Annotated in this window: 23 protein-coding genes and 1 riboswitch; of the genes, 21 read left to right on the top strand and 2 right to left on the bottom strand. The window is 55.3% G+C overall.

The features are described from left to right. The first annotated feature begins 43 nt into the window (after window positions 1-43). The 8 genes from rsmB (at window position 44) to DI14_RS12305 (ending at window position 8098) form a co-directional block, all read left to right on the top strand. A complete protein-coding gene (rsmB, locus tag DI14_RS12340; protein ID WP_034808980.1) occupies window positions 44-1372 on the top strand; it encodes a 16S rRNA (cytosine(967)-C(5))-methyltransferase RsmB in 1329 nt (442 codons plus the stop codon). A 2-nt stretch (window positions 1373-1374) separates the two neighbouring features. Then, window positions 1375-2460 (top strand): 23S rRNA (adenine(2503)-C(2))-methyltransferase RlmN, encoded by a 1086-nt coding sequence (gene rlmN / locus DI14_RS12335; protein WP_034808979.1) that lies wholly within the window; start codon window positions 1375-1377, stop codon window positions 2458-2460. A gap of 8 nt (window positions 2461-2468) precedes the next feature. Beyond that, entirely contained in the window at window positions 2469-3203 is a 735-nt protein-coding gene (locus DI14_RS12330) for a Stp1/IreP family PP2C-type Ser/Thr phosphatase (protein WP_034808987.1), read from the top strand. Between the two features lie 5 nt (window positions 3204-3208). After that, the gene (gene pknB / locus DI14_RS12325) at window positions 3209-5152 is read left to right on the top strand and encodes a Stk1 family PASTA domain-containing Ser/Thr kinase (RefSeq protein WP_034808978.1); all 1944 of its coding nucleotides are present in this window, start codon (window positions 3209-3211) and stop codon (window positions 5150-5152) included. 46 nt (window positions 5153-5198) lie between these two features. Further along, window positions 5199-6083: a ribosome small subunit-dependent GTPase A gene (gene rsgA / locus DI14_RS12320; RefSeq protein ID WP_034808977.1), complete on the top strand. Its 885-nt coding sequence runs from the start codon at window positions 5199-5201 to the stop codon at window positions 6081-6083. A 4-nt stretch (window positions 6084-6087) separates the two neighbouring features. Next, a complete protein-coding gene (gene rpe / locus DI14_RS12315) occupies window positions 6088-6744 on the top strand; it encodes a ribulose-phosphate 3-epimerase (RefSeq protein ID WP_034808976.1) in 657 nt (218 codons plus the stop codon). A gap of 19 nt (window positions 6745-6763) precedes the next feature. Beyond that, window positions 6764-6863, top strand: a riboswitch (TPP riboswitch). Between the two features lie 75 nt (window positions 6864-6938). Next, window positions 6939-7511, top strand: coding sequence for an energy-coupled thiamine transporter ThiT (thiT, locus tag DI14_RS12310; protein WP_034808975.1), 573 nt, complete (start codon window positions 6939-6941; stop codon window positions 7509-7511). Next, entirely contained in the window at window positions 7511-8098 is a 588-nt protein-coding gene (locus DI14_RS12305) for a thiamine diphosphokinase (protein ID WP_034808974.1), read from the top strand. The genes thiT and DI14_RS12305 overlap by 1 nt, the downstream gene beginning before the upstream one ends. A gap of 58 nt (window positions 8099-8156) precedes the next feature. On the opposite strand, the gene rpmB is transcribed toward DI14_RS12305, so the two are convergent. Next, on the bottom strand, window positions 8157-8345 hold the full coding sequence (gene rpmB, locus DI14_RS15280; protein ID WP_015881349.1) for a 50S ribosomal protein L28: 189 nt from the start codon (window positions 8343-8345) through the stop codon (window positions 8157-8159). Window positions 8346-8596: 251 nt separating this feature from the next. Between rpmB and DI14_RS12300 the strand changes: the two genes are divergently transcribed. From DI14_RS12300 to rnc, 11 genes are all read left to right on the top strand, one after another. After that, a complete protein-coding gene (locus DI14_RS12300; RefSeq protein WP_034808973.1) occupies window positions 8597-8959 on the top strand; it encodes an Asp23/Gls24 family envelope stress response protein in 363 nt (120 codons plus the stop codon). Between the two features lie 22 nt (window positions 8960-8981). Then, window positions 8982-10676, top strand: coding sequence for a DAK2 domain-containing protein (locus DI14_RS12295; RefSeq protein WP_034808972.1), 1695 nt, complete (start codon window positions 8982-8984; stop codon window positions 10674-10676). Window positions 10677-10738: 62 nt separating this feature from the next. Next, window positions 10739-11401, top strand: coding sequence for an L-serine ammonia-lyase, iron-sulfur-dependent subunit beta (gene sdaAB / locus DI14_RS12290; protein ID WP_034808970.1), 663 nt, complete (start codon window positions 10739-10741; stop codon window positions 11399-11401). 12 nt (window positions 11402-11413) lie between these two features. Further along, window positions 11414-12301 carry an L-serine ammonia-lyase, iron-sulfur-dependent, subunit alpha gene (sdaAA, locus tag DI14_RS12285; protein WP_034808968.1) on the top strand — a complete coding sequence of 296 codons (888 nt, stop codon included), beginning with the start codon at window positions 11414-11416 and terminating at the stop codon, window positions 12299-12301. Continuing rightward, window positions 12288-14318: an ATP-dependent DNA helicase RecG gene (gene recG / locus DI14_RS12280; protein WP_034808965.1), complete on the top strand. Its 2031-nt coding sequence runs from the start codon at window positions 12288-12290 to the stop codon at window positions 14316-14318. Before sdaAA ends, recG begins: the two co-directional genes overlap by 14 nt. 85 nt (window positions 14319-14403) lie before the next feature. Further along, entirely contained in the window at window positions 14404-14973 is a 570-nt protein-coding gene (gene fapR, locus DI14_RS12275) for a transcription factor FapR (RefSeq protein WP_034808963.1), read from the top strand. Next, window positions 14970-15965, top strand: coding sequence for a phosphate acyltransferase PlsX (gene plsX / locus DI14_RS12270; protein WP_034808962.1), 996 nt, complete (start codon window positions 14970-14972; stop codon window positions 15963-15965). The genes fapR and plsX overlap by 4 nt, the downstream gene beginning before the upstream one ends. 18 nt (window positions 15966-15983) lie before the next feature. Further along, entirely contained in the window at window positions 15984-16904 is a 921-nt protein-coding gene (fabD, locus tag DI14_RS12265) for an ACP S-malonyltransferase (RefSeq protein WP_034808960.1), read from the top strand. Beyond that, the gene (gene fabG / locus DI14_RS12260; protein WP_034808958.1) at window positions 16897-17637 is read left to right on the top strand and encodes a 3-oxoacyl-[acyl-carrier-protein] reductase; all 741 of its coding nucleotides are present in this window, start codon (window positions 16897-16899) and stop codon (window positions 17635-17637) included. Before fabD ends, fabG begins: the two co-directional genes overlap by 8 nt. Window positions 17638-17695: 58 nt before the next feature. After that, window positions 17696-17935, top strand: a complete 240-nt coding sequence (gene acpP / locus DI14_RS12255) for an acyl carrier protein (RefSeq protein ID WP_034808956.1) — start codon at window positions 17696-17698, stop codon at window positions 17933-17935. Between the two features lie 56 nt (window positions 17936-17991). Then, on the top strand, window positions 17992-18771 hold the full coding sequence (gene rnc / locus DI14_RS12250; RefSeq protein WP_051622719.1) for a ribonuclease III: 780 nt from the start codon (window positions 17992-17994) through the stop codon (window positions 18769-18771). A 31-nt stretch (window positions 18772-18802) separates the two neighbouring features. Here rnc and DI14_RS12245 read toward each other — a convergent pair whose 3' ends face one another. After that, window positions 18803-18997 (bottom strand): DUF1128 family protein, encoded by a 195-nt coding sequence (locus DI14_RS12245; RefSeq protein WP_034808954.1) that lies wholly within the window; start codon window positions 18995-18997, stop codon window positions 18803-18805. A 115-nt stretch (window positions 18998-19112) separates the two neighbouring features. On the opposite strand from DI14_RS12245, the gene smc reads away from it, so the two are divergent. After that, window positions 19113-22670 (top strand): chromosome segregation protein SMC, encoded by a 3558-nt coding sequence (gene smc / locus DI14_RS12240; RefSeq protein WP_034808951.1) that lies wholly within the window; start codon window positions 19113-19115, stop codon window positions 22668-22670. Beyond that, entirely contained in the window at window positions 22667-23668 is a 1002-nt protein-coding gene (ftsY, locus tag DI14_RS12235) for a signal recognition particle-docking protein FtsY (protein ID WP_034808947.1), read from the top strand. Before smc ends, ftsY begins: the two co-directional genes overlap by 4 nt. The last annotated feature ends 17 nt before the right edge of the window (window positions 23669-23685 follow it).

The raw sequence follows: 23685 nt of genomic DNA, 5'->3' as shown, positions 1-23685 counted from the left end.
GCTGGACAGAAACTGCAAGTGGGCGACCAATTAGGAGGATGACATGAACGTAAGACAAGCAGCGCTTGATACGCTGATTAAAATTGAACAAGGCGGGGCCTATTCGACGATTGCCGTCAACGATTTGTTGAAACAAAAGAAGTTGGCCCCGAAAGATGTCGGCCTCTACACAGAACTCGTCTACGGGACGCTCGGGCGGAAACGGACGCTCGATTATATTTTAGAGAAACGGATTCAGAATCCGAGGAAGCTCGACCGTTTCGTTTTGCCGTTGTTGCGCATGAGTGTGTATCAACTGTTTTATCTCGACAAAGTGCCTGACCGCGCCGTCTTGCATGAGGCGGTCGAAATCGCGAAAAAGCGTGGCCATTCGGGCACTGGTAAATTCGTGAACGGCGTACTCCGAAACGTGCTTCGCGACGGATTCCCTGATTTGTCGACATTGCCGGACGTGGAACGCATCGCCATCGAACATAGCCATCCCGATTGGCTCGTCGCCGATTGGGTCGATACGTACGGCGTCGAAGCGACAGAGGCGATGTGTAAATTGAACAATGAGCCGGCACCGGTCACCGTCCGGGTCAACCGGAAACAGACGACCGTCGAGGCGGTGATGAACCGTTTAGCCGACGAAGGGGTACTGACGTCACGTTCCGAGTTGTCAGAAGACGGGCTCGTCATCGAATCGGGGAACGTCCACGCGACATCCTTGATTGATGAAGGGTTGCTCTCCGTCCAAGATGAGAGTTCGATGCTCGTCGCCGACGCGATCGGTGTCGACGCGAATGATGACGTGCTCGACGCATGTGCCGCCCCGGGCGGTAAAGCGATGCATACGGCCGAACGGATGGACGGTGGCTCGCTCACGGCGCTCGACTTGCACCCGCACAAAGCAAAATTGATTGAACGCCAAGCGAAACGTCTTCAGATCGATGGAGTGACCGCACTTGCCCTCGATGCGCGTAGCGCCGGAGACAAGTTCGAACGAGAGAGCTTTGACCGAATTTTGCTCGACGTCCCGTGTTCAGGGTTAGGCGTCATTCGCCGGAAACCGGACATCAAGTGGACAAAAGACAAAGCCGGACTCGCAGGGCTACCGAAAGTCCAGCGGGAAATTATCGACGCTGTCTTGCCTCTCTTAAAACGAGGTGGTACGCTAGTGTACTCGACATGTACAATCGACCCGTCTGAGAATGAGCAGCAGGCCGACTATATCTTGTCGAACGGATTGACGTGGGATGACACGCTCCGTGAGCGACTCCCGCACGCTGTACGTTCGATGGTGCCATCGGACCGTGCTGAACTTAAATTACTCCCGACGTCGTTCGGGACGGACGGCTTCTATATCGCCGCATTCAAGAAAGAGGTATAAACATGAATCCAAAAGCAGTTGAAAAAAATCCATTGGTCGGTGCCAAACCGTCACTTTATTCCCTCACGTACGCAGAGCTCGAACAGTGGCTCATCGAGGCAGGAGAAAAGTCGTTCCGCGCGAAACAGTTATACGACTGGATGTACGTCAAGCGGGTGACATCGTTCGACGACATGACGAACGTCTCGAAACCGCTCCGCGAGAAATTAGATGCGGCGTTCCAATTGACGACACTCAAAGAACTCGTCCGTCAAGAGTCACAGGACGGGACAATCAAGTTCTTGTTCGAGCTTCAAGACGGTTATTCCATCGAGACGGTGCTCATGCGCCATGAGTACGGCAACTCGGTCTGTGTCACGACCCAAGTCGGCTGTCGCATCGGCTGCACGTTTTGTGCCTCGACGCTCGGCGGTTTGAAACGTAACCTAGAAGCCGGTGAAATCACGGCCCAGGTGCTCGACGTCCAACGCGCGCTCGACGCGAGCGGTGAACGTGTCGACTCGATCGTCGTCATGGGAATTGGCGAACCGTTCGATAACTACGACGAATTGATGCGCTTTTTGCGCACGGTCAACCACGACGACGGCTTGAACATCGGTTCACGCCACATCACGGTGTCGACGAGTGGGATCGTACCGAAAATCTACAAGTTCGCCGATGAAGGGATGCGTATCAACTTCGCCATCTCGCTTCACGCGCCGACGACGGAAATCCGGACACGCCTCATGCCGATCAACCGGGCCTACAACTTGGATAAGTTGATGGAAGCCGTCAATTACTATACGGAGAAGAGCGGTCGCCGCATCACGTTCGAATACGGTTTATTTGGCGGCGTCAACGACACGGAAGAGCACGCGCATCAACTCGCCGACTTGTTGAAAGGCGTCAAATGTCACGTCAACTTGATTCCGGTCAACCACGTACTCGAGCGTGACTACGTCCGCACACCGCGTAAACAAATTTTTGCCTTTGAAAAAGTGCTCAAAGATCGAAAAGTGAACGTGACGATTCGTCGCGAACAAGGTTCGGATATCGATGCCGCTTGTGGGCAGCTTCGAGCGAAGGAGCGCGAACAAGAAACGAGGTAATGGGAAAGATGGAATTAGCCTATCGAACCGACCGTGGGCAAGTGAGGACGCAAAACGAGGATGCCGTTCTGATTTTAGGGGACGAGCACGCCGGAATCGCCCTCGTTGCCGACGGGATGGGCGGGCATGAAGCCGGGGAAGTCGCGAGTGAACTCGTCATCGAACAGTTCCGACGCGCTTTCCCGACGCTTCCGGCCACGCCGATGGAAATGGAGCAGTGGTTCCGCGACAACGTGGAACTAGCCAATGAACAAGTGCTCGCCTTTTCAAAACAGTCGAACCTCGTCATGATGGGGACGACGATTGCCGGGGTGTGCTGGCACGATGAGACGATCGTCATCGTTCACGTCGGGGACAGCCGCGTCTACGCGTTACGCGACGGGGCGCTGCATCAGTTGACCGAAGACCATTCTTACGTCAACGTCTTGAAACAGCTCGGTGAACTGACCGAGGAAGAGATGCGGGTCCATCCGAAACGGAACATCATCACGCGCGCGATTGGTTCGAACGAGCACGTCGAACCTGATTTACAAGTATTTGCCGAACCTGAATTCGACACGATCTTAATCTGTACGGACGGGTTGACGAATCACTTGACGGATGAAGATATTTTGCTCGTGCTCGAACGTCCGATTTCTGCTGACGTCAAAGCCGATCAATTGATCAATCAAGCCAACCGCTTGGGCGGAAGCGACAACATTACCGTCGCTATCGTCCAATTTACAGATAGAAAGAGAGGATGAATCCGATGCGAAGCGGAGAACGAATTAACGATCGTTATCGGATCGAACAGCAAATCGGCAGCGGGGGTATGGCAAATGTCTATCGGGCCCACGATGAGATTTTGAACCGTACTGTCGCCATCAAAGTGTTACGATCTGAATTCTCGCATAACGAACAGTTTATCCGACGGTTCGAACGAGAAGCCCACGCGGCAACTAGCCTCAACCATCCGAACATCGTCGCCATCTATGACGTCGGGGATGAGCAAGACATCTATTATATCGTCATGGAACATGTCGATGGGATGACGTTGAAACAATATTTGCAAGAAGAATACATATCTGTCGAAGAGGCGTTACGCATCATGGGACAGATTTGTGATGCAATTGACCACGCCCATGCGAACCGAATCATCCATCGCGACATCAAACCACAAAACATGATGATCGACCAAAACGGCAACATGAAAGTGACCGACTTCGGAATCGCCGTCGCCATGTCGAACGCGACGCTCACGCATACGATGTCCGTGCTCGGTTCGGTCCATTACTTCTCACCAGAGCAGGCACGTGGAAAGTTCGCCGACGAGAAATCGGATATTTATTCGCTCGGTGCCGTGTTGTACGAACTTGTGACCGGACGTGTTCCGTTCATTGGAGAGACGCCGGTCGCCGTCGCACTTCAGCATCTGCAAGACGACCCGATTCGACCGATGGATTTGAACCCGAAGATTCCGCAAGCGCTCGAGAACTGTATCATGCAGGCGCTCGCGAAATCGCCAGGCGCACGACACACGTCGGTCGCCTCATTCAAGAAAGACTGCATGACTTCTCTCGACCCGGCGCGCGCGAACGAGTCGAAACGAGTGAATGCGGAACAAGATGCGTTCGACCAGACGCTCGTCATGGCACCGGTCGTCGCGGAAGAGACGACGCCACCGAGTGAGCAGCCGTCGAAACCGGTCGCACCGGTCGAGCCGAAACCGGACGCCAAGAAGCCGAAGAAACGCAAATGGTGGCTCTGGTTATTGCTCGCGCTGTTACTCATCGGCGGTGGAATCGGGGCGTACGTCGTCGCAGACGAGATGTCACGGGCCGTCGTACCTGACGTCGTCGGAATGACTGAAGACGAGGCGACGACAGAACTCGAGGCTTCGGGCTTCGTCGTCGATGTGACGGAACGGGCCAGTGACAACATCGAAGCTGGTAACGTCATTTCACAAAATCCACCGGCCGGACGGAAGCCAAAACGCGGTACGACGGTCACGCTCGTCGTCTCGGCAGGGAAAGAGACGGTCCGGATGCCGGACGTCGAAGGGTTGTCCCAGTCGGCGGCAGAGCGAACATTGAAGGACTTGGACTTCACGGATATCGACATCCAAAAAGAAGCTTCGGAGACGGTCGATAACGGAGATGTCATCTCACAATCGCTCGCTCCGGGCGAAGAAGTCGTCCCGTCAGAAGTGACGGTCACGCTCGTCGTGTCGACGGGCAGCAATAAAATCGAACTTGCCAACTTGGCCGGTTACACGTTCGAAGAAGCGACGACGTACGCCGAACAAAACAACTTGAAAATCGTCAAGCGTGATGAGTATTCGACGAGCGTACCTTCGAACCAAATCATCCGCCAGCTGCCGACAGCAGGCACGGCCGTTGACCCAGGTACGGAATTGACGGTCATCGTCTCGCTCGGTGTCGAACCGACGGATGCGTCCATCGAACGAGAAGTGAGCGTAGAGATCGAACCACCGGCAGAAGGCGAGACGCCTGAGCCCGTCGAGGTCGTCATTCGGACGGTCGATGCGCGTGGCGAGATTGAAGTGCTCCGTGATAAGATAACGGAGACGACGACATACTCCTATACGCTCGTCATCGCGCCTGACGAAGTCGGGACGGCGACGATTGAAGTCGATGGGGAAGTCGTTCGGACCGACTCGGTCACGTACGCCCAAGCGAAGGATGCACAATAACAAAGAGGTGGCGTGCGCGTCACCTCTTTTTCTAGGAGGAAACAGGATGAAAGGAACGATCATTCGCCTACAAGGCGGTTTTTACGATGTCATGACGGAAACAAAGCAAGAGATTCGCTGTCGTGCACGCGGAAATTTCCGTAATCGCAACATCTCGCCGGTCGTCGGAGACGATGTTGAGATTCAAGATCAAAAAGACGGGACCGGCTACATTTTAGCCGTCGACGAGCGGTCGAACCACCTCGTCCGACCACCGATCGCCAATATCGATCAAGCGTTCTTACTGTTCTCGGTGAAGGAACCGGCTTTCTCGTATCACTTGCTCGATCGTTTTCTCGTCTTGATTGAATCGAAACAGATTCATCCGATCATCGTGTTGACGAAGATGGACCTGCTGAATGAGGATGAGATGGAAGCGATTGAACAGGCGGCTTCGCTCTATCGGTCGATTGGCTATGACGTCATCGAGACGTCGACAGAGAGAGGGTCTGGGGTCGAGGCGATACGGGACTTGTTCGAGGCGAAGACGAGCGTGTTCGCTGGCCAGACCGGTGTCGGGAAGAGTTCACTGCTGAACGCCGTCGCGCCTGAACTTGAGCTTGCGACCGGGAAAATCTCGAAGTCGCTCGGCCGCGGAAAGCATACGACGCGTCATGTCACGCTGATTCAACTCGGCGGTGGTCTCGTCGCCGACACGCCTGGCTTCTCGAGCCTCGAGTTCCCACAAGAGCTCGAAGCGGAAGAGTTGCGTTGGTGCTTCCCCGAGTTCGTCGAACGACATGACGACTGCAAGTTCCGGGGCTGTGCCCACGTGAACGAGCCGGGCTGTGCCGTCAAGGCGGCCGTCGAATCGGGCGAAATCGCTTCCACTCGTTACGACAACTATGTTACGTTTATGGAAGAGATGAACGATAGACAACGGAGGTACTGAACTGATGATTAAAATTGCACCATCGATTTTAGCGGCGGACTTCGCCAACCTAGAAGCAGAAGTGAAAGCGGTCGAGACGGCCGGGGCCGATTATATCCATTTTGACGTCATGGACGGACAGTTCGTCCCGAACATCTCGATTGGCTTGCCTGTCCTTTCGAGCTTACGTCAAAAGACCGACATGGTATTGGACGTCCACTTGATGATTGATCAGCCGGAACGGTTCGTCGAGGACTTTATCAAGGCCGGAGCGGACATCGTCACGATCCACGTCGAGGCGACGAATCACGTACATCGCGTCTTGCAACAAATCAAGGCGGCCGGGGCGAAAAGTGGGGTCGTCTTGAACCCGCATACGCCAATCAGTACGATTGAACATGTCGTCCAAGACGTCGACATGGTGCTTCTTATGACCGTGAACCCGGGCTTTGGGGGGCAGGCGTTCATCGAGTCGGTCGTCCCGAAAATCGCGGCGCTCCGCGAGATGCGTCAAGCACGTGGGCTCGACTTTGAAATCGAGATTGATGGCGGCGTGAACGCGACGACGGCGAAACTGTGCATCGACGCAGGGGCCGACGTCCTCGTTGCGGGCTCGGCGATTTACAACGAACCGGACTATAAAGCAGCAATCGATGGCATTCGCAACGCATCTCGTGTATAATCGAGGATAGAACAACAAATATTGTCGCAAGGGGTGTCACATCTGTGGCTGAGAGGCATGCGCTAACCCTTTGAACCTGTTCCGTTCACACGGACGTAGGGATGTGGCGAAAATGCACGTTGCGAATCCAAGCAGCATGGCGTTTACGTCATGCTGCTTTTTGTCGTTCTTTACGATAAAGGGGGAAATGGAAAATGAAACAAAAATTAACACTACAGGCGCTGATTGAGATTTCACTCTTCTCGGCGCTCGCCTTGATCTTTGATTTGCTCATGCCGTATCGGATGCCGCAAGGTGGGTCGATCACACTCGTCATGTTGCCGATTTTCGTGATGGCGTATCGCCATGGATTAAAAGGCGGTCTCGCGACCGGCGCGCTCGTCGGGACGCTCCAACTGCTGTTCGGCGCCTACATCTTCACGCCGGTCCAATTTTTAGTCGACTACACGTTCGCGTATGGCCTCGTCGGGATGGCGGGCGTCTTCGCCGGACAAGTGAAACGGGCCGCCAAAGACGGTTCGAAAAAGACGCTCGTCCTCTATTTGGTGCTCGGGGCGCTCCTCGGTTCGCTCCTCCGTTACGCCGCGCACGTCCTGTCGGGAATCGTCTTCTTCGCCCAATATGCGGAAGGGCCGGTCGTCGCCTATTCGCTCGGCTATAACATGACGTATATGCTCCCGTCCTTCTTGATTGCGACGATTGTGCTCGTGCTCTTGTTCACGACGGCGCCGCGCTTCGCGACGCTCGCCACGCGGGACGTCCGCTAATGCGTGTCTTGATTGTGGCGGCTAGTCCGTCACCCGTTCCGTCTCTTCCCGACGACGTCGATTACGTCATCGCCGTCGACGGGGGTTACGCGACGCTCCTCGCCCAAGGGATTGAACCGAACCTCGTCGTCGGCGACTTCGATTCGTTCACGGGAGTCGTACCGGATGAGGCGTTACGCTATCCGTCTGAAAAAGACGTGACCGACCTCGAGATCGCCCTCGAGGCGGCACGCGGGCATGGGGCTGACGAGATGCTCGTCTACGGGGCGCTCGGAGGCAGGCTCGACATGACGCTCGGGAACATCGGGTTGCTCGAGGCTTACCCGGAGATGTGTCTTTATGCCGACGGCCAAATCGTCTCTCTCGCACGGGAGGGCCGACACGCGCTTGCGCGGCGTGACGACCATTATTTGTCGCTCATTCCATGGAAGCGGGCGAACGTCACGATCCGTGGCGTCAAATACCCGCTCGACCGTCACGACGTCGTCAGCCACGAGGCGTTGACGATTTCAAACGAGTGGGACGCAAAAACGGCAGAACTCGTCGTACATGACGGTATGGTCCTCGTCTTGTACGTCAAAAAATAAGCACAAAAAAAATCCCATCGGCGCATGCCGCTGGGATTTGTTTCGTTCGTGTATAAGATTATACGCGTTCAACGAGACCTGATTTAAGAGCGCGAGCTGAAACCCAAACGCGTTTCGGTTTACCGTCAACGAGAATACGAACTTTTTGTACGTTTACACCCCAAGTACGTTTCGTCTTGTTGAGTGCGTGCGAACGGTTGTTACCTGACTTAGGTGATTTACCTGTTACGTAGCATTTACGTGCCATGCGTTTCCCCTCCTTTTTTATGTGGGTTCGTCCTAATAGACACTCGTTTATATTAGCACGGGTTTTTTCCCGATGCAACTAGAAAATAATAGTATGACAAGAAAAAACTTGACATTACTGGTAAGGATTTTAATAATGGATGAGGGTTACGACCACAATTGACCGAGTTTAAGAGCAGGTCCTTTAAATAACGAGGTAGATATTGTAGAATGTAGTGAAGGAATCATTCCGAATGAAGGAGGCTACTCCATATGGCAATTGATATGAAGACAACATATGGCAATATTGACATTACGAACGACGTCGTGGCAACACTCGCGGGTGGCGCGGCGATGGAATGTTTCGGAGTCGTCGGCATGGCGTCTCAAGCTCAATTGAAAGACGGAATCGCGGAACTATTGAAACGTGAGAACTACGCGCGCGGAGTCGTCGTACGACAAGATGGTGATGATGTACATATCGACATGCACATTATTGTCAGCTACGGTACGAAAGTGTCAGAAGTGGCATACAACGTGCAAAGTCGCGTGAAGTACACGCTCGGTGAAACGTTAGGATTAAACGTTTCGTCAGTAAACATATTCGTCCAAGGCGTTCGGCTGACGAATGACTGACGGAAACGGAGGAGGATTTGGTGTGGGTTTAAAACGTCTAGATGGATTGGTGCTCGCGAACATGATTGCAAACGGAGCAGCCAACTTAAGTCAAAATGCGGATTACGTGGATTCGCTTAACGTTTTCCCGGTCCCAGACGGGGATACAGGAACGAACATGAACTTGACGATGACGTCAGGAGCGAAGGAAGTCGCGGCACTCAACACGGAGAACGCGGCCGACGTGTCGGCGAAATTTGCGCGCGGGTTATTGATGGGGGCGCGTGGGAACTCAGGCGTCATCTTAAGTCAATTATTCCGTGGATTCGGCAAGTCGATTGAAGGCAAGTCAGAACTCTCGACTCTCGATTTCGCAGAGGCGCTCAAACGCGGTGTCGATACGGCGTATAAAGCGGTCATGAAACCGGTTGAAGGAACGATTTTGACGGTCGCCCGTGAAGCGGCAGACGAGGCACTCGTCGCGGCCGAGTCGACAAGTGACTTCAACGAGTTGATGGAGCGAATCGTCGCCGAGGCGAAAGCGTCGCTCGATCGCACACCGGACTTGCTTCCGGTATTGAAAGAAGTCGGCGTCGTCGACTCTGGTGGACAAGGGTTACTCGTCATCTATGAAGGGTTCCTTGCCACGCTCGAAGGGAAAGAACTTGAAAAACCGCACAAACCAGTCATGGACGCGCTCATCGAAGCCGAACATCACGCCCATGCGGCCCAAGGATTCATGTCGACCGAAGACATCGAATTTGGTTACTGCACGGAAATCATGGTTCGTTTCCAAGATGAGAAGTTGAAAGACGCACCGTTCAATGAAGATGCGTTCCGGAACGAACTGTCTGAACTCGGAGACTCGCTCCTCGTCGTCGCCGACGAAGAATTGCTCAAAGTTCACGTCCACGTCGAGACGCCAGGAGACGTCATCACGAAAGGACAACGTTTCGGCGAGCTCGTCGCGGTCAAAATCGAGAACATGCGTCAGCAGCATTCGACGATTCTCGAAGAAGAGCACGGCGCGAACCAACACGGTGTCCAACCGACTCCAGTAGCGACAGCTCCGAAACCAAAAGCGCCATACGCAATCGTCACGGTTGCGATGGGTGAAGGCGTCAGCGACTTGTTCCGCTCACTCGGAGCAGCACACGTCATCGAAGGCGGGCAGACGATGAACCCATCGACGGAAGATATCGTCAAGGCGGTCGAAGCGGCGAACGCCGAGCACGTCTTCATCTTCCCGAACAACTCAAACATCATCATGGCAGCGGAGCAAGCAGCTTCGGTCGCCCCATGCGGTGTCTCGGTCATCCCGACGAAGACGGTCCCACAAGGACTCGCAGCGGCAATCGCCTTCAATCCAGAGGCGGACGTCGAGACGAACGAGTCAGGCATGAAATCGGCGGCAAGTGCGGTCAAGTCTGGCCAAGTGACGTACGCCGTCCGTGATACGAGTATTGACGGTGTCGAGATTCGGAAAGACGACCATATGGCCATTGCCGAGAAGAAGATCGTCGCCTCGTCGGCTTCGAGTCTCGAAGCGGCAAAACAACTCGTCGACGCGCTCATCGATGCAGACGATGAGATTATCACGATTTTAACAGGAGAAGGTTCATCGGCTGAAGACGTCGCGGAACTGTCGGCTTATATCGAATCGAAGAACGATGAGATTGAAATCGAAGTTCATGACGGGAAGCAACCGCTCTACTCCTATATTTTTAGTGTGGAATAAGCTGTATCTCGGCCCTACCTTCTGTATAATGAAGGTAGGGTTTTTTGAAAGGGGGAAATGCGATGAAATATCGCAGTGTGTTTGATATCATCGGTCCGGTCATGGTCGGACCGTCCAGTTCGCATACGGCCGGTGCCGCCCGGATCGGTCTCATGGCTGGGAAGTTGTTCGGTCGGCAACCGCGCGTCGCCCGCATCACGTTTTACGGTAGTTTTGCCGACACGTATCGCGGACACGGGACCGATGTCGCCATCGTCGGCGGCATCATGGGATTCGATACGTTCGATTTGCGCATCCCACAAGCGCTTGACATCGCTCGCGAACGCGGAATCGAGGTCCGGTTCGAGACGAGCGATGCATTGACGGACCATCCGAACACGGCCCGCGTCCATCTCGAAGATGAGGACGGGACGTTTGAAATCGTCGGAATCTCGATTGGTGGTGGTACGATTGAAATCACCGAGTTGAACGGCTTCCCACTGAAACTATCTGGCGGTGGTCCGGCGCTCGTCGTCTTGCATCATGATCGCTTCGGGGCGATTGCGGCGGTGACGGGCATCCTCGCCAAGCACGAACTGAACATCGGCCATATGGAAGTGAGCCGCCATGAAAAAGGCAAACAAGCGCTTATGGCGATTGAGATTGATGAACATTTATCAAAAGACGTGTTGGCGGAGATTGAACGGTTGCCACAAATCGAACGGGTAGCCATCTTTGGGGAATAAGGAGAATCGATTATGTTTAAATCAGTAGAAGAATTGGTCCGGACGGCGACGGAACGAGGCGTCCCGATCTCGGAAGTGATGATTGAGCAAGAGATGCACGTACGTCGGGCGTCCCGCGAGGACGTGTTCGGGATGATGGAACGGAACCTCGAGGTGATGGAAGAAGCGGTCGAGCGCGCGCTCCAAGGCGTGACGTCCGTCACCGGCCTCACAGGCAACGATGCCGTGCTCATGCAAGACTACGTCCGGTCCGGGAAATCGCTCGCCGGCGATTTGATTTTAGATGCGGTCGCCAAAGCGATTGGGACGAATGAAGTGAACGCTGCGATGGGACGGATCTGTGCGACACCGACGGCAGGGAGCGCTGGTGTCGTACCGGGTACACTCTTCGCGGTGAAAGACCGGCTTGAGATGGACCGTGAAGCGATGGTCCGTTACTTGTTCACGTCCGGTGCGTTCGGGTTCGTCGTGGCGAACAACGCCTCAATCTCTGGTGCGGCCGGTGGTTGTCAAGCCGAGGTCGGTTCCGCGACGGGAATGGCGGCTGCGGCAATCGTCGAAGCGGCCGGCGGGACGCCAGAACAGTCGGCGACAGCGTTCGCAATCGCCTTGAAAAACATGCTCGGGCTCGTCTGTGACCCGGTCGCCGGGCTCGTCGAAGTGCCGTGTGTGAAACGAAACGCCATGGGCGGCGCCAATGCGGTCGTTGCGGCCGATATGGCGCTCGCGGGCATCACGTCGCGCATCCCATGTGACGAAGTCATCTCGGCGATGCATGAGATTGGTCAAATGATGCCGACGGCGCTCAAAGAGACGGCGCGTGGCGGATTGGCGAACACACCGACGGCTCGTCGACTCGAGAAAAACATCTTCGGAGCGAAAGAAAATGTCGAGAAGTGAGCCGCTCACGACACTAAAAGGCATCGGGCCGGAAATGGCCAAAAAATTAGAGGCGATGGGTCTCGAACGAATCGAGGACGTGCTTGAGCACGTCCCGTTTCGTTATGAGAACTATAATAGTGGGACGGTGACGACGGCCGTGCATGGCGATCTCGTCAAATGGAGCGGCACGGTGCAAGCCGAACCGCTCGTCCGCTATTATAGTAAAGGGAAGAACCGGCTTCAGTTCCGGCTCTTGCTCGAGGAGCGGTACGTCGTCCACGTGACGATGTTCAACCGCGCGTTCTATAAAGACAAATTGACGCTCGGATCGACCGTGACGGTCAAAGGGAAATGGGATATGAACCGGATGACGATCAGTGCGACCGATCTCGAGTTCGGGGAATTGTCGGATGGGCTCCAACCGATTTACTCGCTCCGAGCCGGCCTGACCCAAAAGAACTTCAGCCGGATCGTAAAGCTCGCGTTCAACGAAGTGACGACGTTCGAGGACCGTTTGCCGACGTCAATCCGTGAACGCTATCGTCTCAAAGACCGGGCCTCGATGCTTAGAGGGATGCATTTCCCGGAATCGGTCGACGCGTACAAGCAAGCGCGCCGCAGTTACGTCTATGAGGAGTGCCTGCTCTATCAATTGAAGTTGCAGGCGTTTCGTAAAATGGAACGGTCCGGGAAAGGACGCGCGCTCACACTCGACAAGCAACAGTTGAACGCGTTCGTCAAGCAGTTGGCGTTTCCGCTCACCGGTGCGCAGACGCGCGTCGTCCGGGAAATCATCGGCGACCTGGAACGGCCAGAACGGATGAACCGATTGTTACAAGGGGATGTCGGGAGCGGGAAGACCGTCGTTGCCGCGATTGCCTTGTATGCGACCGTGCGAGCGGGATTCCAAGGGGCGCTCATGGTCCCGACTGAGATATTGGCCGAACAACACGTCGCGTCACTTCAAGCCCTTTTCGAGCCGTACGGCATCCGCGTCGCGCTACTCACGAGTTCGGTCAAAGGCAAAGCCCGGACAGAGTTGCTCACCGCCATCAAAGCGGGCGACGTCGACATCATCGTCGGGACGCACGCGTTGATTCAAGGACCGGTCGAGTTCAATCGATTACACTTGGCCATCACGGATGAACAGCATCGGTTCGGCGTCGAACAGCGCAAAATGCTTCGCGACAAGGCCGAACTCGCTGATGTGCTCTATATGACGGCGACCCCGATTCCACGCACGCTCGCCATCAGTGCGTTCGGGGAGATGGACGTCTCGACAATCGATGAAATGCCGGCCGGCCGAAAACCGATCGAGACGTATTGGGCCAAACCCGACCAAATCGAACGCGTCCATACGATGGTCGAACGGGAACTCGCCCTCGGGCGCCAAGCGTACGTCATCGCGCCGCTCATCGAGGAATCGGATACGCTCGAAGTCGAGAGTGCGATGGCGCTCTTTGAACTGTTGCAACAGCGTTTCCCGAGTACGGCGATTGGTCTCATGCACGGGAAGTTGGCGAGTAGCGAAAAAGATGAGGTCATGAAGGCGTTCGCGGCCGCCGAGTTAAAAGTGCTCGTCTCGACGACGGTCGTCGAGGTCGGCGTGAACGTACCGAACGCCTCGCTCATCATCATCCACGACGCCGAACGGTTCGGCTTGGCGCAGTTGCACCAATTGAGAGGACGTGTCGGACGGGGTGCCGACCAATCGTACTGTATTTTAATCGGCGACCCGAAATCGGACGTCGGGAAGTTGCGCCTGAAGACGATGACCGAGACGAACGACGGTTTCGTCTTGGCCGAGAAAGATCTCGAGCTGCGAGGGGCGGGTGACTTCTTCGGGACGGCCCAGAGCGGCCTGCCGAGCTTCCGTGTCGCCGATCCCGTCCTCGACCTGAAAGTAATGGAGGTCGCGATGCAAGACGCGGTCCGTCTGCTCGGTAGCGACACGTTTTGGCACGAACCGGCATACGGACCGCTTCGCGACTATTTGAAGCGTCTCGATTTGCTCGTCGGCGAAAGGTTAGAATAACACTTGAAAATAAAACCTAAAGAATATATACTGCTATTAGTACCAGGTATTAAGTTCTTTAGCATAGAGTTTAGGAGGGAACTGAATGCGGGTACCTAAGAAAGAGCGGCAACGCTTGCTGCAAGAAACGATTGAACAAAACCCGTTCATCAAGGACGACGAACTATCCAAACAGTTCGCTGTCAGCATTCAAACGATTCGACTCGATCGGATGGAGCTAAAGATTCCGGAAGTACGGGAACGGATCAAGCATGTTGCTTCAGAACACCTCGATGAAGTGAAGTCGCTCGCGATGAGCGAGGTCATCGGTGATATGATTGACTTGAAACTTGACGAATCGGCCATCTCGGTCCTCGACATAGAGCGAGAACACGTCTTTAGCCGCAACGAAATCGCCCGGGGGCACGTCTTGTTCGCCCAGGCCAACTCGTTAGCGGTGGCGCTCATCAACGATGAATTGGCGTTGACCACTAAAGCGGAAATCCGCTTTAGTCGCCAAGTGCATCTCGGTGAGCGAGTCGTTGCCAAGGCTCGTGTGTTCAAACTGCGTCGGGACGGACGGACGGACGTCACAGTGGAAAGTTATGTCGGCGATGAATGTGTCTTCAGTGGAGACTTCACGATTTATCGTCGCGGTGAGGAGGAACAAGCATGAAGTTAGCAATCGATGCAATGGGCGGGGATCATGCCCCGAAAGCGATCGTGGATGGCGTCAAGCAATTCGTCGACCGCTTCCCGAACGAACAAATGGAACTCTTTTTAGTCGGGGACGCGGTGAAGCTCGCTTCCTACGGATTGACCGATTCGCGGGTCACAATCGTGCCTGCAAGTGAAGTCATCACCGGAGAAGACGAGCCGGTCCGGGCGGTTCGCCGTAAAAAAGACAGCTCGCTCGTCGTGGCGGCACAACTCGTCAAAGACGGGAAAGCCGACGCACTCGTGTCAGCGGGTAATACTGGGGCGCTCATGGCGGTCTCGTTATTCGTCATCGGACGGATTCCAGGAATCGAACGCCCGGCCCTATCGCCAACGTTCCCTACATATACGGGAAGCGGCGTCGTCATTCTAGACGTCGGGGCGAACCCCGACGCGAAGCCTGAACATTTGGTCGACTACGCCATTATGGGTTCGCTCTATGCGGAGCACGTTCGCGGTGTCAGTCGTCCGCGCGTCGCACTCCTCAATATCGGGACCGAGGCAGGGAAAGGAAATGCGCTGACGAAAGAAGCGTTCCCCCTCCTTGAACAAGCACCGGTCCACTTCGTCGGTAACGTCGAAGCCCGAGAGGCGATGTCTGGCGACGTCGACGTCATCGTGACGGAAGGATTTGCCGGAAACATTTTATTGAAAGGTGTCGAAGGCTCTTCGTCGATGCTCATGAAGATGATGAAAGAGCAATTCACGAGCGACGTCGTCTCGAAGCTTGCTGCTCTCGTCTTAAAACCGAAGTTGAAAAAATTGAAACAGACGCTAGATTACCGTGAGCAAGGTGGGGCCGGATTGTTCGGCATCAACGCACCTGTCATCAAGGCCCACGGATCGAGCGACGCCCTCGCCATCATGAGCGCGCTCAAACAAGCGAAAATCATGGTGGAGCACGACGTCGTCGCTAAAATCAAACAAGCCACTGCGAAGACCGCAGATTAACGTAAAGAAGGTGAGTACATGGGGAAGACAGCATGGATATTTCCGGGACAAGGCTCACAAGCCGTCGGCATGGGCCAAACGTTCTTAGACCGTCCTGAAACGTTACAAACGATTGGTCGTCGCCTCGGGTTTGACTTACTCGATGTGATGGCAGCCGGGTCGAAAGAAGAGCTTCAACAGACCGAGGTGGCCCAACCGGCCATCGTGGCGCATGCGGCATCGCTCGCACTCGCGTATGGGGAGACTGGGGCGGCGCCGGATGTCGTCATCGGTCACAGCGTCGGCGAATATGCGGCCCTCGTCATCGCGGGCGTCATCGATTTGGAAGAGGCGTGCGTTCTCGTACGTGAACGCGGGAAACTCATGTCCGAGGTGAAAGACGGGACGATGGCAGCGGTAATCGGGATGACCGATGTCGCCGAAGCGTTCCACGTCACCGAAAAAATCAGTGCTAGCGGCAACCTTGTACAAATCGCCAACTATAACTGTCCGGGTCAATTCGTCATCTCAGGGCACGTCGACGCGATTAAGCAAGCAGAGACGGAACTGAAGGCAGCGGGCGCGAAACGTGTCTTGCCGCTCGACGTCTCAGGGGCGTTCCATAGCGCCTACATGATGCCTGCTGCGTCACGCTTCAAAGACGTCTTAGCGTCGTCGCCGTTCAAGCCGGCGTCAATCGGCATCGTCTCGAACGTCGATGCTGACGTCCATACGGACCCGGATCAGCTAAAGGCGTTACTTGCCGAGCAACTGTACGCATCGGTCCGTTTTGAGGATTGTGTCCGTAAAGCGATTGACTCAGGCGTCGATACGTTCATCGAATTCGGGCCGAGCTCGCCGCTTTCAGGCTTGATTAAGCGAATCGACAAGAACGTGACGCTCAAGCAAGTGACGACGTTAGAGGAAGTGGCATCGTTAGGAGGAGAAGTACGTGCATGACCATGTAGCCATCGTGACCGGTGCGTCCCGAGGAATTGGGGCCGCCATCGCGAAGCGTTTAGGGGAGGACGGCTTTCGGGTCGTCGTGAATTACTCGGGTAGTGTCGAGAAAGCAAACGCGGTCGTAGCCGCGATTGAAGAAAATGGTGGCGAGGCGATCGCCGTTCAGGCCGACGTCTCGAACGCCGATGATGTGAAGGCGCTCGTCAAGACGACGATTGAGACGTTCGGTCGTCTCGACTGTCTCGTCAACAACGCCGGCATCACGCGTGACGGATTGCTCATGCGCATGAAAGAGGCCGATTTTGATGATGTGCTCTCGACGAACTTGAAAGGGGCGTTCTTGACGTCACAAGCCGTGACGCGCCCACTCCTCAAGTCATCTGCTGGGCGCATCATCAACATCGCCTCGGTCGTCGGCATTACCGGAAATGCCGGCCAGGCGAACTATGCGGCGGCGAAGGCTGGACTTATCGGATTGACGAAGTCGGTCGCCCGTGAACTTGCCGGTCGCCACGTGACGGTCAACGCCGTTTGTCCTGGATTCATCGAGACCGATATGACCGATGCGCTCACGGAAGCGCAACGCGACGCGACGCTCGGGCAAATCCCGTTCAATCGCTTCGGTCAAGTCGAAGAAGTGGCGAACCTCGTCTCGTTCCTCGCATCAGACAAAGCCGCCTACGTCACCGGTCAAACGATTGCCGTCGACGGCGGCATGACAATGGCGTAAAACAGAACTTTACCAATCACAACACATTTTATATACTTTAATCTGGAGGGATTTTATCATGACAAAAGAACAAATCTTAGTAGACGTACAAGCAGCAGTGGCCGAGAAGCTCGGCGTAGACGTGGCAGAAGTAACGGCTGACAAATCGTTTAAGGACGACCTCGGCGCGGACTCGCTCGAAGTGATGGAAATGGTCATGGACCTCGAAGACAAGTTCGACATCACGATCGAGGACGAAGATGCAGAGAAACTCGCAACGGTCGGCGACGTCGTCGCGTATATCGAAACAAAAGTGTAATCCAGCTTCCCACCGCTCATTCCGAGCGGTGGGCATGCTTCTATTTGGAGGGAACCATGACAAAAGACAAACGACGGTTTGACCGTCAAGGGTCGGCACAGCGGCGCCGACGAAACGAAATCGAACGCGCGCGCATCCTCGAGCAGTTCAATGCGCTCGAACGAAAGCTCTCGGTGCAGTTCGCGAATAAAGAGCTATTGATGCAGGCGTTCACGCATTCCTCATATGTGAATGAACAACGTGGACTGAAGAAAGACAATGAACGATTGGAGTTTTTAGGAGACGCAGTCCTCGAACTGACCGTCTCACGATTTTTGTATGAGACGTACCCGGAGCGCTCCGAGGGGGAATTAACGAAGTTACGGGCTGCCATCGTGTGTGAGCCATCGCTCGTCAACTTTGCCGAAGCTTACGCTTTCTCTGAGTTCATCCTGCTTGGGAAAGGAGAAGAGTTGACGGGTGGACGTAAACGTCCGGCGTTGCTCGCTGATGTGTTCGAATCTTACATCGGCGCACTCTATCTCGACCAAGGGATCGAACCAGTCGAACAGTTCCTCGCCGAAGCGGTTTTTCCGAAAGTCTTGGCCGGTGTGTTTGAAGAACAGACGGATTATAAGAGCCAGCTGCAAGAGAGCGTCCAGCGGGAAGGTCTCGGTCCGGTCTCCTATACGATTATCGAAGAGCGCGGTCCGGCCCATAGCCGGGAGTTCGTCGCGCACGCCCGTTTGTCTGACGATATCGTCGGAGAAGGGGTCGGTCGCTCGAAAAAGGAAGCAGAACAGATTGCCGCGAAAGAGGCGTTAATCGAATTCAATCGGCGCTACGCCGACCTATGAAAAAGAGTGAGCCGCCGCGGCTCACTCTTTTTCAGTTCAATTGTCCGAGCTCCTCGACGATGCCGTCGACTTCAGAGATGGAGAGCGATGAGCGGTTCATCACGTAGTCATAAATCTCTTTCACGGCCGAGCTGTCGGCCCGGTTATATTCTTCGGCTTTGATTGCGCCGCGGTTGATGATGTTCATCTTGTCGAGAATCGCCTCGATCATTTGTTCGTTCGTCATGTGTCGTACCCCTTTCTACAGTTCTTTTTAGAATAGCATGATTCTAGCATTTTGACGAACTGTCAACTGTGGTAAAATAAACGAATGAATGCTTACTGAGGATAGGATGGTCACGATGCACTTAAAACGAATTGAACTCGCGGGCTTTAAATCATTTGCCAAGCGGATTGAACTAGATTTCCGTCCTGGTGTCACGGCGGTCGTTGGGCCGAACGGGAGCGGGAAATCAAATATATCGGACGCGGTACGCTGGGTGCTCGGGGAGCAATCGGCCAAATCGCTACGCGGCGCGAAGATGGAAGATGTCATCTTTGCCGGGAGTGAGGGAGAGAATCATCGGAACGTCGCCGAAGTGACCCTCGTGCTCGATAATTCTGACGCTCATCTGCGACTCCCTTATGAAGAAGTGAGTGTGACGCGACGCGTTTCAAGGAGCGGGGATAGCGATTACTTCATGAATAAAAAGCCATGTCGTCTAAAAGACGTCCTTGATTTGTTCATGGATACAGGTCTTTCCCGTGACGCGTTCGCCATCATCGGACAAGGCCGGGTCGAACAGGTCATCTCTGGTAAACCGGAAGACCGTCGTGCCGTCATCGAAGAGGCGGCTGGTGTACTGAAGTATCGTCAACGGAAGAAGCAAGCCGAGCGCAAATTGCAAGACACGGAGCTCAACTTGTCTCGTGTCGACGACATCTTATATGAGCTCGCCGATCGTGTCGAACCGCTACGTGAACAAGCGGCACTCGCACGGGAATATCAAGTCGCAAAAATACGGCATGACGAACTCGAGACCGGCATCCTCGGAGCCGAAATCACCGAGCTCGGTCAAAAGTTGACGACCTGTCAGACGGAGCTCGATGCGGCGACGAAAGAACAACAGCGTTTGAACGAGTCGCTGGCTACGCTACAAGCGGAGCGAGCCGAACTCGAGACGAATCTTTCGGACAAACGGGATCATCTCGAGTCGTCGCATCAAATCGAGCGGTCACAGGCGACCGAGCTCGAACGTTTGGTTGGCGAGATCAACTTGGCAAAGGCTCGTGAAGAGCATGGTGCCGAGACGAAAGAACGCCTTGAACGTCAACGTGAAGAGTTGGCTGCTGAGCTGGAACAGCTCGAGGCCCGCTTGTCCATCGCACGGGACGATATGGCGAAGAAACGGTCGACGCTCGAGGTGGCCGACACTTCGCGTGACGCGCTCGATCAAAAACTCGTGGCGGCGTCACGCGATTTCGAGTCGGAAATTGAGCAGCTTCAGGGCGAAGCGTTCGAACTTGCGACGACACGAGCCACGTTGACGAATCAGCAGAAGCGTGAAGAACGAGATATCGAGCAAGCGAGAGAAGCGACCGAACGCCTCCTGCGTGAGAACAAGGACCGGCTTGACGTGCGAAGCGAACAGACGACCGCGCTCGACGCGGAGCGCTCGACGATCGAGGTTGCGCGGGCGGCATGGCAACAGTTGCTCGAACGCGAAGACGAGTTGACGACTCGTGAGCGTGCGCTCCGAGACAAGTTGACGCGTGCCGAACAGTCGTACCATGACCTCGACCGCCGTCGCCAGAAGACCGAAGACCGAATCGATATGCTCGAGCGGATGAAGCAATCGTATGAAGGCTACTTCCATGCCGTCAAGTTCGTGCTGAAAGACCGGGGCCCGGGCGTCCTCGGTGCCGTGGCCGAACTGATTCAAGTCCAGCCGTCTTACGAAGCCGCCATCGAGACGGCGCTCGGACAGACGCAACAACACATCGTCGTCGCCGACGAGGCAGTCGGCCGGCGCGAGATTGACAAGTTGCGCCGGGCAAACGCCGGTCGGGCGACGTTCGTCCCGATGACGACGGTGAAGGAGCGGTACGTTCCGAGTGAGGTCGTGCATCGCCTCGAAGCGATGGACGGGTTCGTCGGGGTCGCCGCCGACCTCGTCACGACAGACGAGTCGTATGATCGATTGAAGCGGTCGCTTCTCGGCGCGGTCGTCGTCGCGAAGTCGCTCGAAGTGGCGAACCGGATTGCCCAGACGACGGGGTATCGCTACCGCATCGTCACCCTCGACGGGGACATCGTCAACGTCGGTGGTTCGATGACGGGGGGGAGCCGGAAACAAGGTGTGGCGTTGTTCACGCAGTCACGCGAGCTCGATGACTTGAAGCAAGGATTGACGCAAGGGCTCGCCATGCTCCATGAGCAGCAGTTACGGGTGACGGAGTATACGGACGAGATTAAACGTCTCGAGGCAGAACTCGAGACGGTACGGACAGAAAAACGTGAGCAAGAGATTACCCTTCGCGAACGCGAGGCGAGTTATCGTGACCTCGAACGCGTCAGCCAAGACGCGAAAGCACAACTCGAACTGTTCGACCATGAGATGAATCGATACGCACGAACGATTGATGCGTCGACGTCCGAGCTCGCTCGTCTGACCGAGGAGATCGCGGCGACAGCAGCGAAAGAGACGGTTCTCCGCAAACAGCTCGAGTCACTCCGTGTCGAACAAGCGAAAAGTGTCGAGACGACGGGGGACTTGCGCGAACAGATGCGTCAACTCGAGCTCGACCGCCAGCGTTATGCGCTCGAATTCGAACGGGTCGAGGCGGAAGTCGAGCGGTTCAATCAAGAACGTGTGAAGCTCACCGAACGGATCGGTCAAATCGAGGCCGAGCTCGACCGTCTCGCGACCGGAAAAATCGTCTCGTCTGCTGAACTCCGTCTCACCCACGAGGCGGCGCAGGGCGAGATGGAGGCGCTCAAACGTCACATCGAGGCCGAGACGGCTTCACTTAAAGCACTCGAAGAATCGCACCGGATTATTCGTCAACGTGAGCAACAGGCGACGGACGTGCTCCGGCGCATGGAAAGTGACGTCCGGAAAATCGAGTCGACACATAACGAACTCGAGTTGAAACGACAGTGGAAACTCGATGCCCTCGAGGAGCGTGGACTCGTCTACGAGCTCCTCCCGGCACTCGAAATCGCCTTAGAAGAGGCGCGTGAGGAGTTCAAGTTGCTCGTCCGTCAAATCGAGGAGATCGGTCCGGTCAACATCAATGCGATCGAAGAGTTCGACGTCGTCAACGAGCGCTTCACGTTCTTATCGGAACAGCGCGACGACCTCGTCAGCGCGAAAGAGGACTTGTATGCGATCATCTCCGAGATGGACCAGGAAGTGACCCGTCTCTTCAAGGAGACATACACGTCCGTCCGCGCCCACTTCAAACAGACGTTCATCGAACTGTTTGGCGGCGGCGAGGCCGATTTGAAACTAGTGGATGAACATGACTTGCTCAATACCGGGATCGATATCGTCGCCAAACCGCCGGGCAAGAAGTTGCAGACGCTCAGCCTGCTTTCTGGCGGTGAACGTGCCTTGACCGCGATCGCGTTGTTATTCGCCATCTTGAAGACGCGTCCGGTGCCGTTTTGCGTCCTTGATGAAGTCGAGGCGGCACTCGACGAAGCGAACGTCCATCGTTTCGGTGAATACGTCCGCACGCTCTCAATCGATACACAATTCGTCATCATCACCCACCGCAAAGGGACGATGGAGGCGGCCGACACGCTTTACGGCGTGACGATGCAACAAAACGGGGTCTCCGAAGTGCTCTCGGTCGAACTGGCCGAGGCGAAGCGCGTCGTCGAGACGGAACAAGAGATGGAGGAATTGACTTGAGTTTTTTTAAGAAGTTAAAAGATAAATTGACGACCTCGACCCAAGAGGTGTCGCAAAAGTTTACAGACGGTTTGACGAAGACGCGTGACGGATTCGCGAGCGCCGTCAACGACCTCGTCTATCGCTTTCGTGAAGTCGATGAGGACTTCTTCGATGAACTCGAAGACTTGCTCATCCAGGCGGACGTCGGCGTGACGACGACGATGGATCTCGTTGAAGACTTGAAAGAAGAAGTGAAACGCCGCAACTTAAAAGACCCGGCCGCCGTCCGCGATGCGCTCGTCGAGGTCGTGGCGAAACGTCTTCAAGAGGACGAGTCGGAGCGTGAACTCAACATGCAGGACGGTCTCACGGTCATCCTGTTCGTCGGTGTGAACGGGGTCGGCAAGACGACGACGATTGGCAAACTCGCCCACCAATTGAAATCAGAGGGCCGCTCGGTCATGCTTGCGGCAGGCGATACGTTCCGCGCCGGGGCCATCGACCAGCTCCAAGTTTGGGGCGAACGGGCCGGCGTGCCGGTCATTCGACAAGCGGAAGGGTCTGACCCGGCCGCGGTCGTGTTCGATGCCGTCCAAGCGGCGAAGTCGCGCGGGGTCGATGTCCTCATTTGTGACACGGCCGGACGTCTCCAAAACAAGGTCAACTTGATGAAAGAACTTGAAAAAGTGAAGCGTGTCATCGAACGGGAAGTGCCGAACGGACCACACGAGGTGCTCCTTGCACTCGATGCGACGACGGGCCAAAATGCGATGTTGCAAGCGAAGTCGTTCCGAGAAGCGACGAACGTGAGCGGCATCGTGTTGACGAAACTCGACGGGACGGCCAAAGGTGGGATCGTGCTCGCGATTCGAAACGAGCTCGATATCCCGGTCAAATACGTCGGGCTCGGTGAGAAAATCGATGATTTGCAACCGTTCGACCCAGAGCAGTTCGTCCTCGGTCTGTTCGGTGACGTGTTCGAGGAAAAAGAACAGACAAACGATGACCTCGCCTGACTTTCACTGTTAAGAAA

This window comes from Exiguobacterium sp. AB2 (assembly GCF_000696055.1).
GTDB lineage: Bacteria > Bacillota > Bacilli > Exiguobacteriales > Exiguobacteriaceae > Exiguobacterium > Exiguobacterium alkaliphilum.
This window is presented reverse-complemented; position numbering and strand designations above follow the sequence as displayed.

Coding starts and splice junctions, on each gene's coding strand:
- rsmB (WP_034808980.1), top strand. CDS start 44: ATGAACGTAAGACAAGCAGCGCTTGATACGCTGATTAAAATTGAACAA.
- rlmN (WP_034808979.1), top strand. CDS start 1,375: ATGAATCCAAAAGCAGTTGAAAAAAATCCATTGGTCGGTGCCAAACCG.
- DI14_RS12330 (WP_034808987.1), top strand. CDS start 2,469: ATGGAATTAGCCTATCGAACCGACCGTGGGCAAGTGAGGACGCAAAAC.
- pknB (WP_034808978.1), top strand. CDS start 3,209: ATGCGAAGCGGAGAACGAATTAACGATCGTTATCGGATCGAACAGCAA.
- rsgA (WP_034808977.1), top strand. CDS start 5,199: ATGAAAGGAACGATCATTCGCCTACAAGGCGGTTTTTACGATGTCATG.
- rpe (WP_034808976.1), top strand. CDS start 6,088: ATGATTAAAATTGCACCATCGATTTTAGCGGCGGACTTCGCCAACCTA.
- thiT (WP_034808975.1), top strand. CDS start 6,939: ATGAAACAAAAATTAACACTACAGGCGCTGATTGAGATTTCACTCTTC.
- DI14_RS12305 (WP_034808974.1), top strand. CDS start 7,511: ATGCGTGTCTTGATTGTGGCGGCTAGTCCGTCACCCGTTCCGTCTCTT.
- rpmB (WP_015881349.1), bottom strand. CDS start 8,345: ATGGCACGTAAATGCTACGTAACAGGTAAATCACCTAAGTCAGGTAAC.
- DI14_RS12300 (WP_034808973.1), top strand. CDS start 8,597: ATGGCAATTGATATGAAGACAACATATGGCAATATTGACATTACGAAC.
- sdaAB (WP_034808970.1), top strand. CDS start 10,739: ATGAAATATCGCAGTGTGTTTGATATCATCGGTCCGGTCATGGTCGGA.
- sdaAA (WP_034808968.1), top strand. CDS start 11,414: ATGTTTAAATCAGTAGAAGAATTGGTCCGGACGGCGACGGAACGAGGC.
- recG (WP_034808965.1), top strand. CDS start 12,288: ATGTCGAGAAGTGAGCCGCTCACGACACTAAAAGGCATCGGGCCGGAA.
- fapR (WP_034808963.1), top strand. CDS start 14,404: ATGCGGGTACCTAAGAAAGAGCGGCAACGCTTGCTGCAAGAAACGATT.
- plsX (WP_034808962.1), top strand. CDS start 14,970: ATGAAGTTAGCAATCGATGCAATGGGCGGGGATCATGCCCCGAAAGCG.
- fabD (WP_034808960.1), top strand. CDS start 15,984: ATGGGGAAGACAGCATGGATATTTCCGGGACAAGGCTCACAAGCCGTC.
- acpP (WP_034808956.1), top strand. CDS start 17,696: ATGACAAAAGAACAAATCTTAGTAGACGTACAAGCAGCAGTGGCCGAG.
- rnc (WP_051622719.1), top strand. CDS start 17,992: ATGACAAAAGACAAACGACGGTTTGACCGTCAAGGGTCGGCACAGCGG.
- DI14_RS12245 (WP_034808954.1), bottom strand. CDS start 18,997: ATGACGAACGAACAAATGATCGAGGCGATTCTCGACAAGATGAACATC.
- smc (WP_034808951.1), top strand. CDS start 19,113: ATGCACTTAAAACGAATTGAACTCGCGGGCTTTAAATCATTTGCCAAG.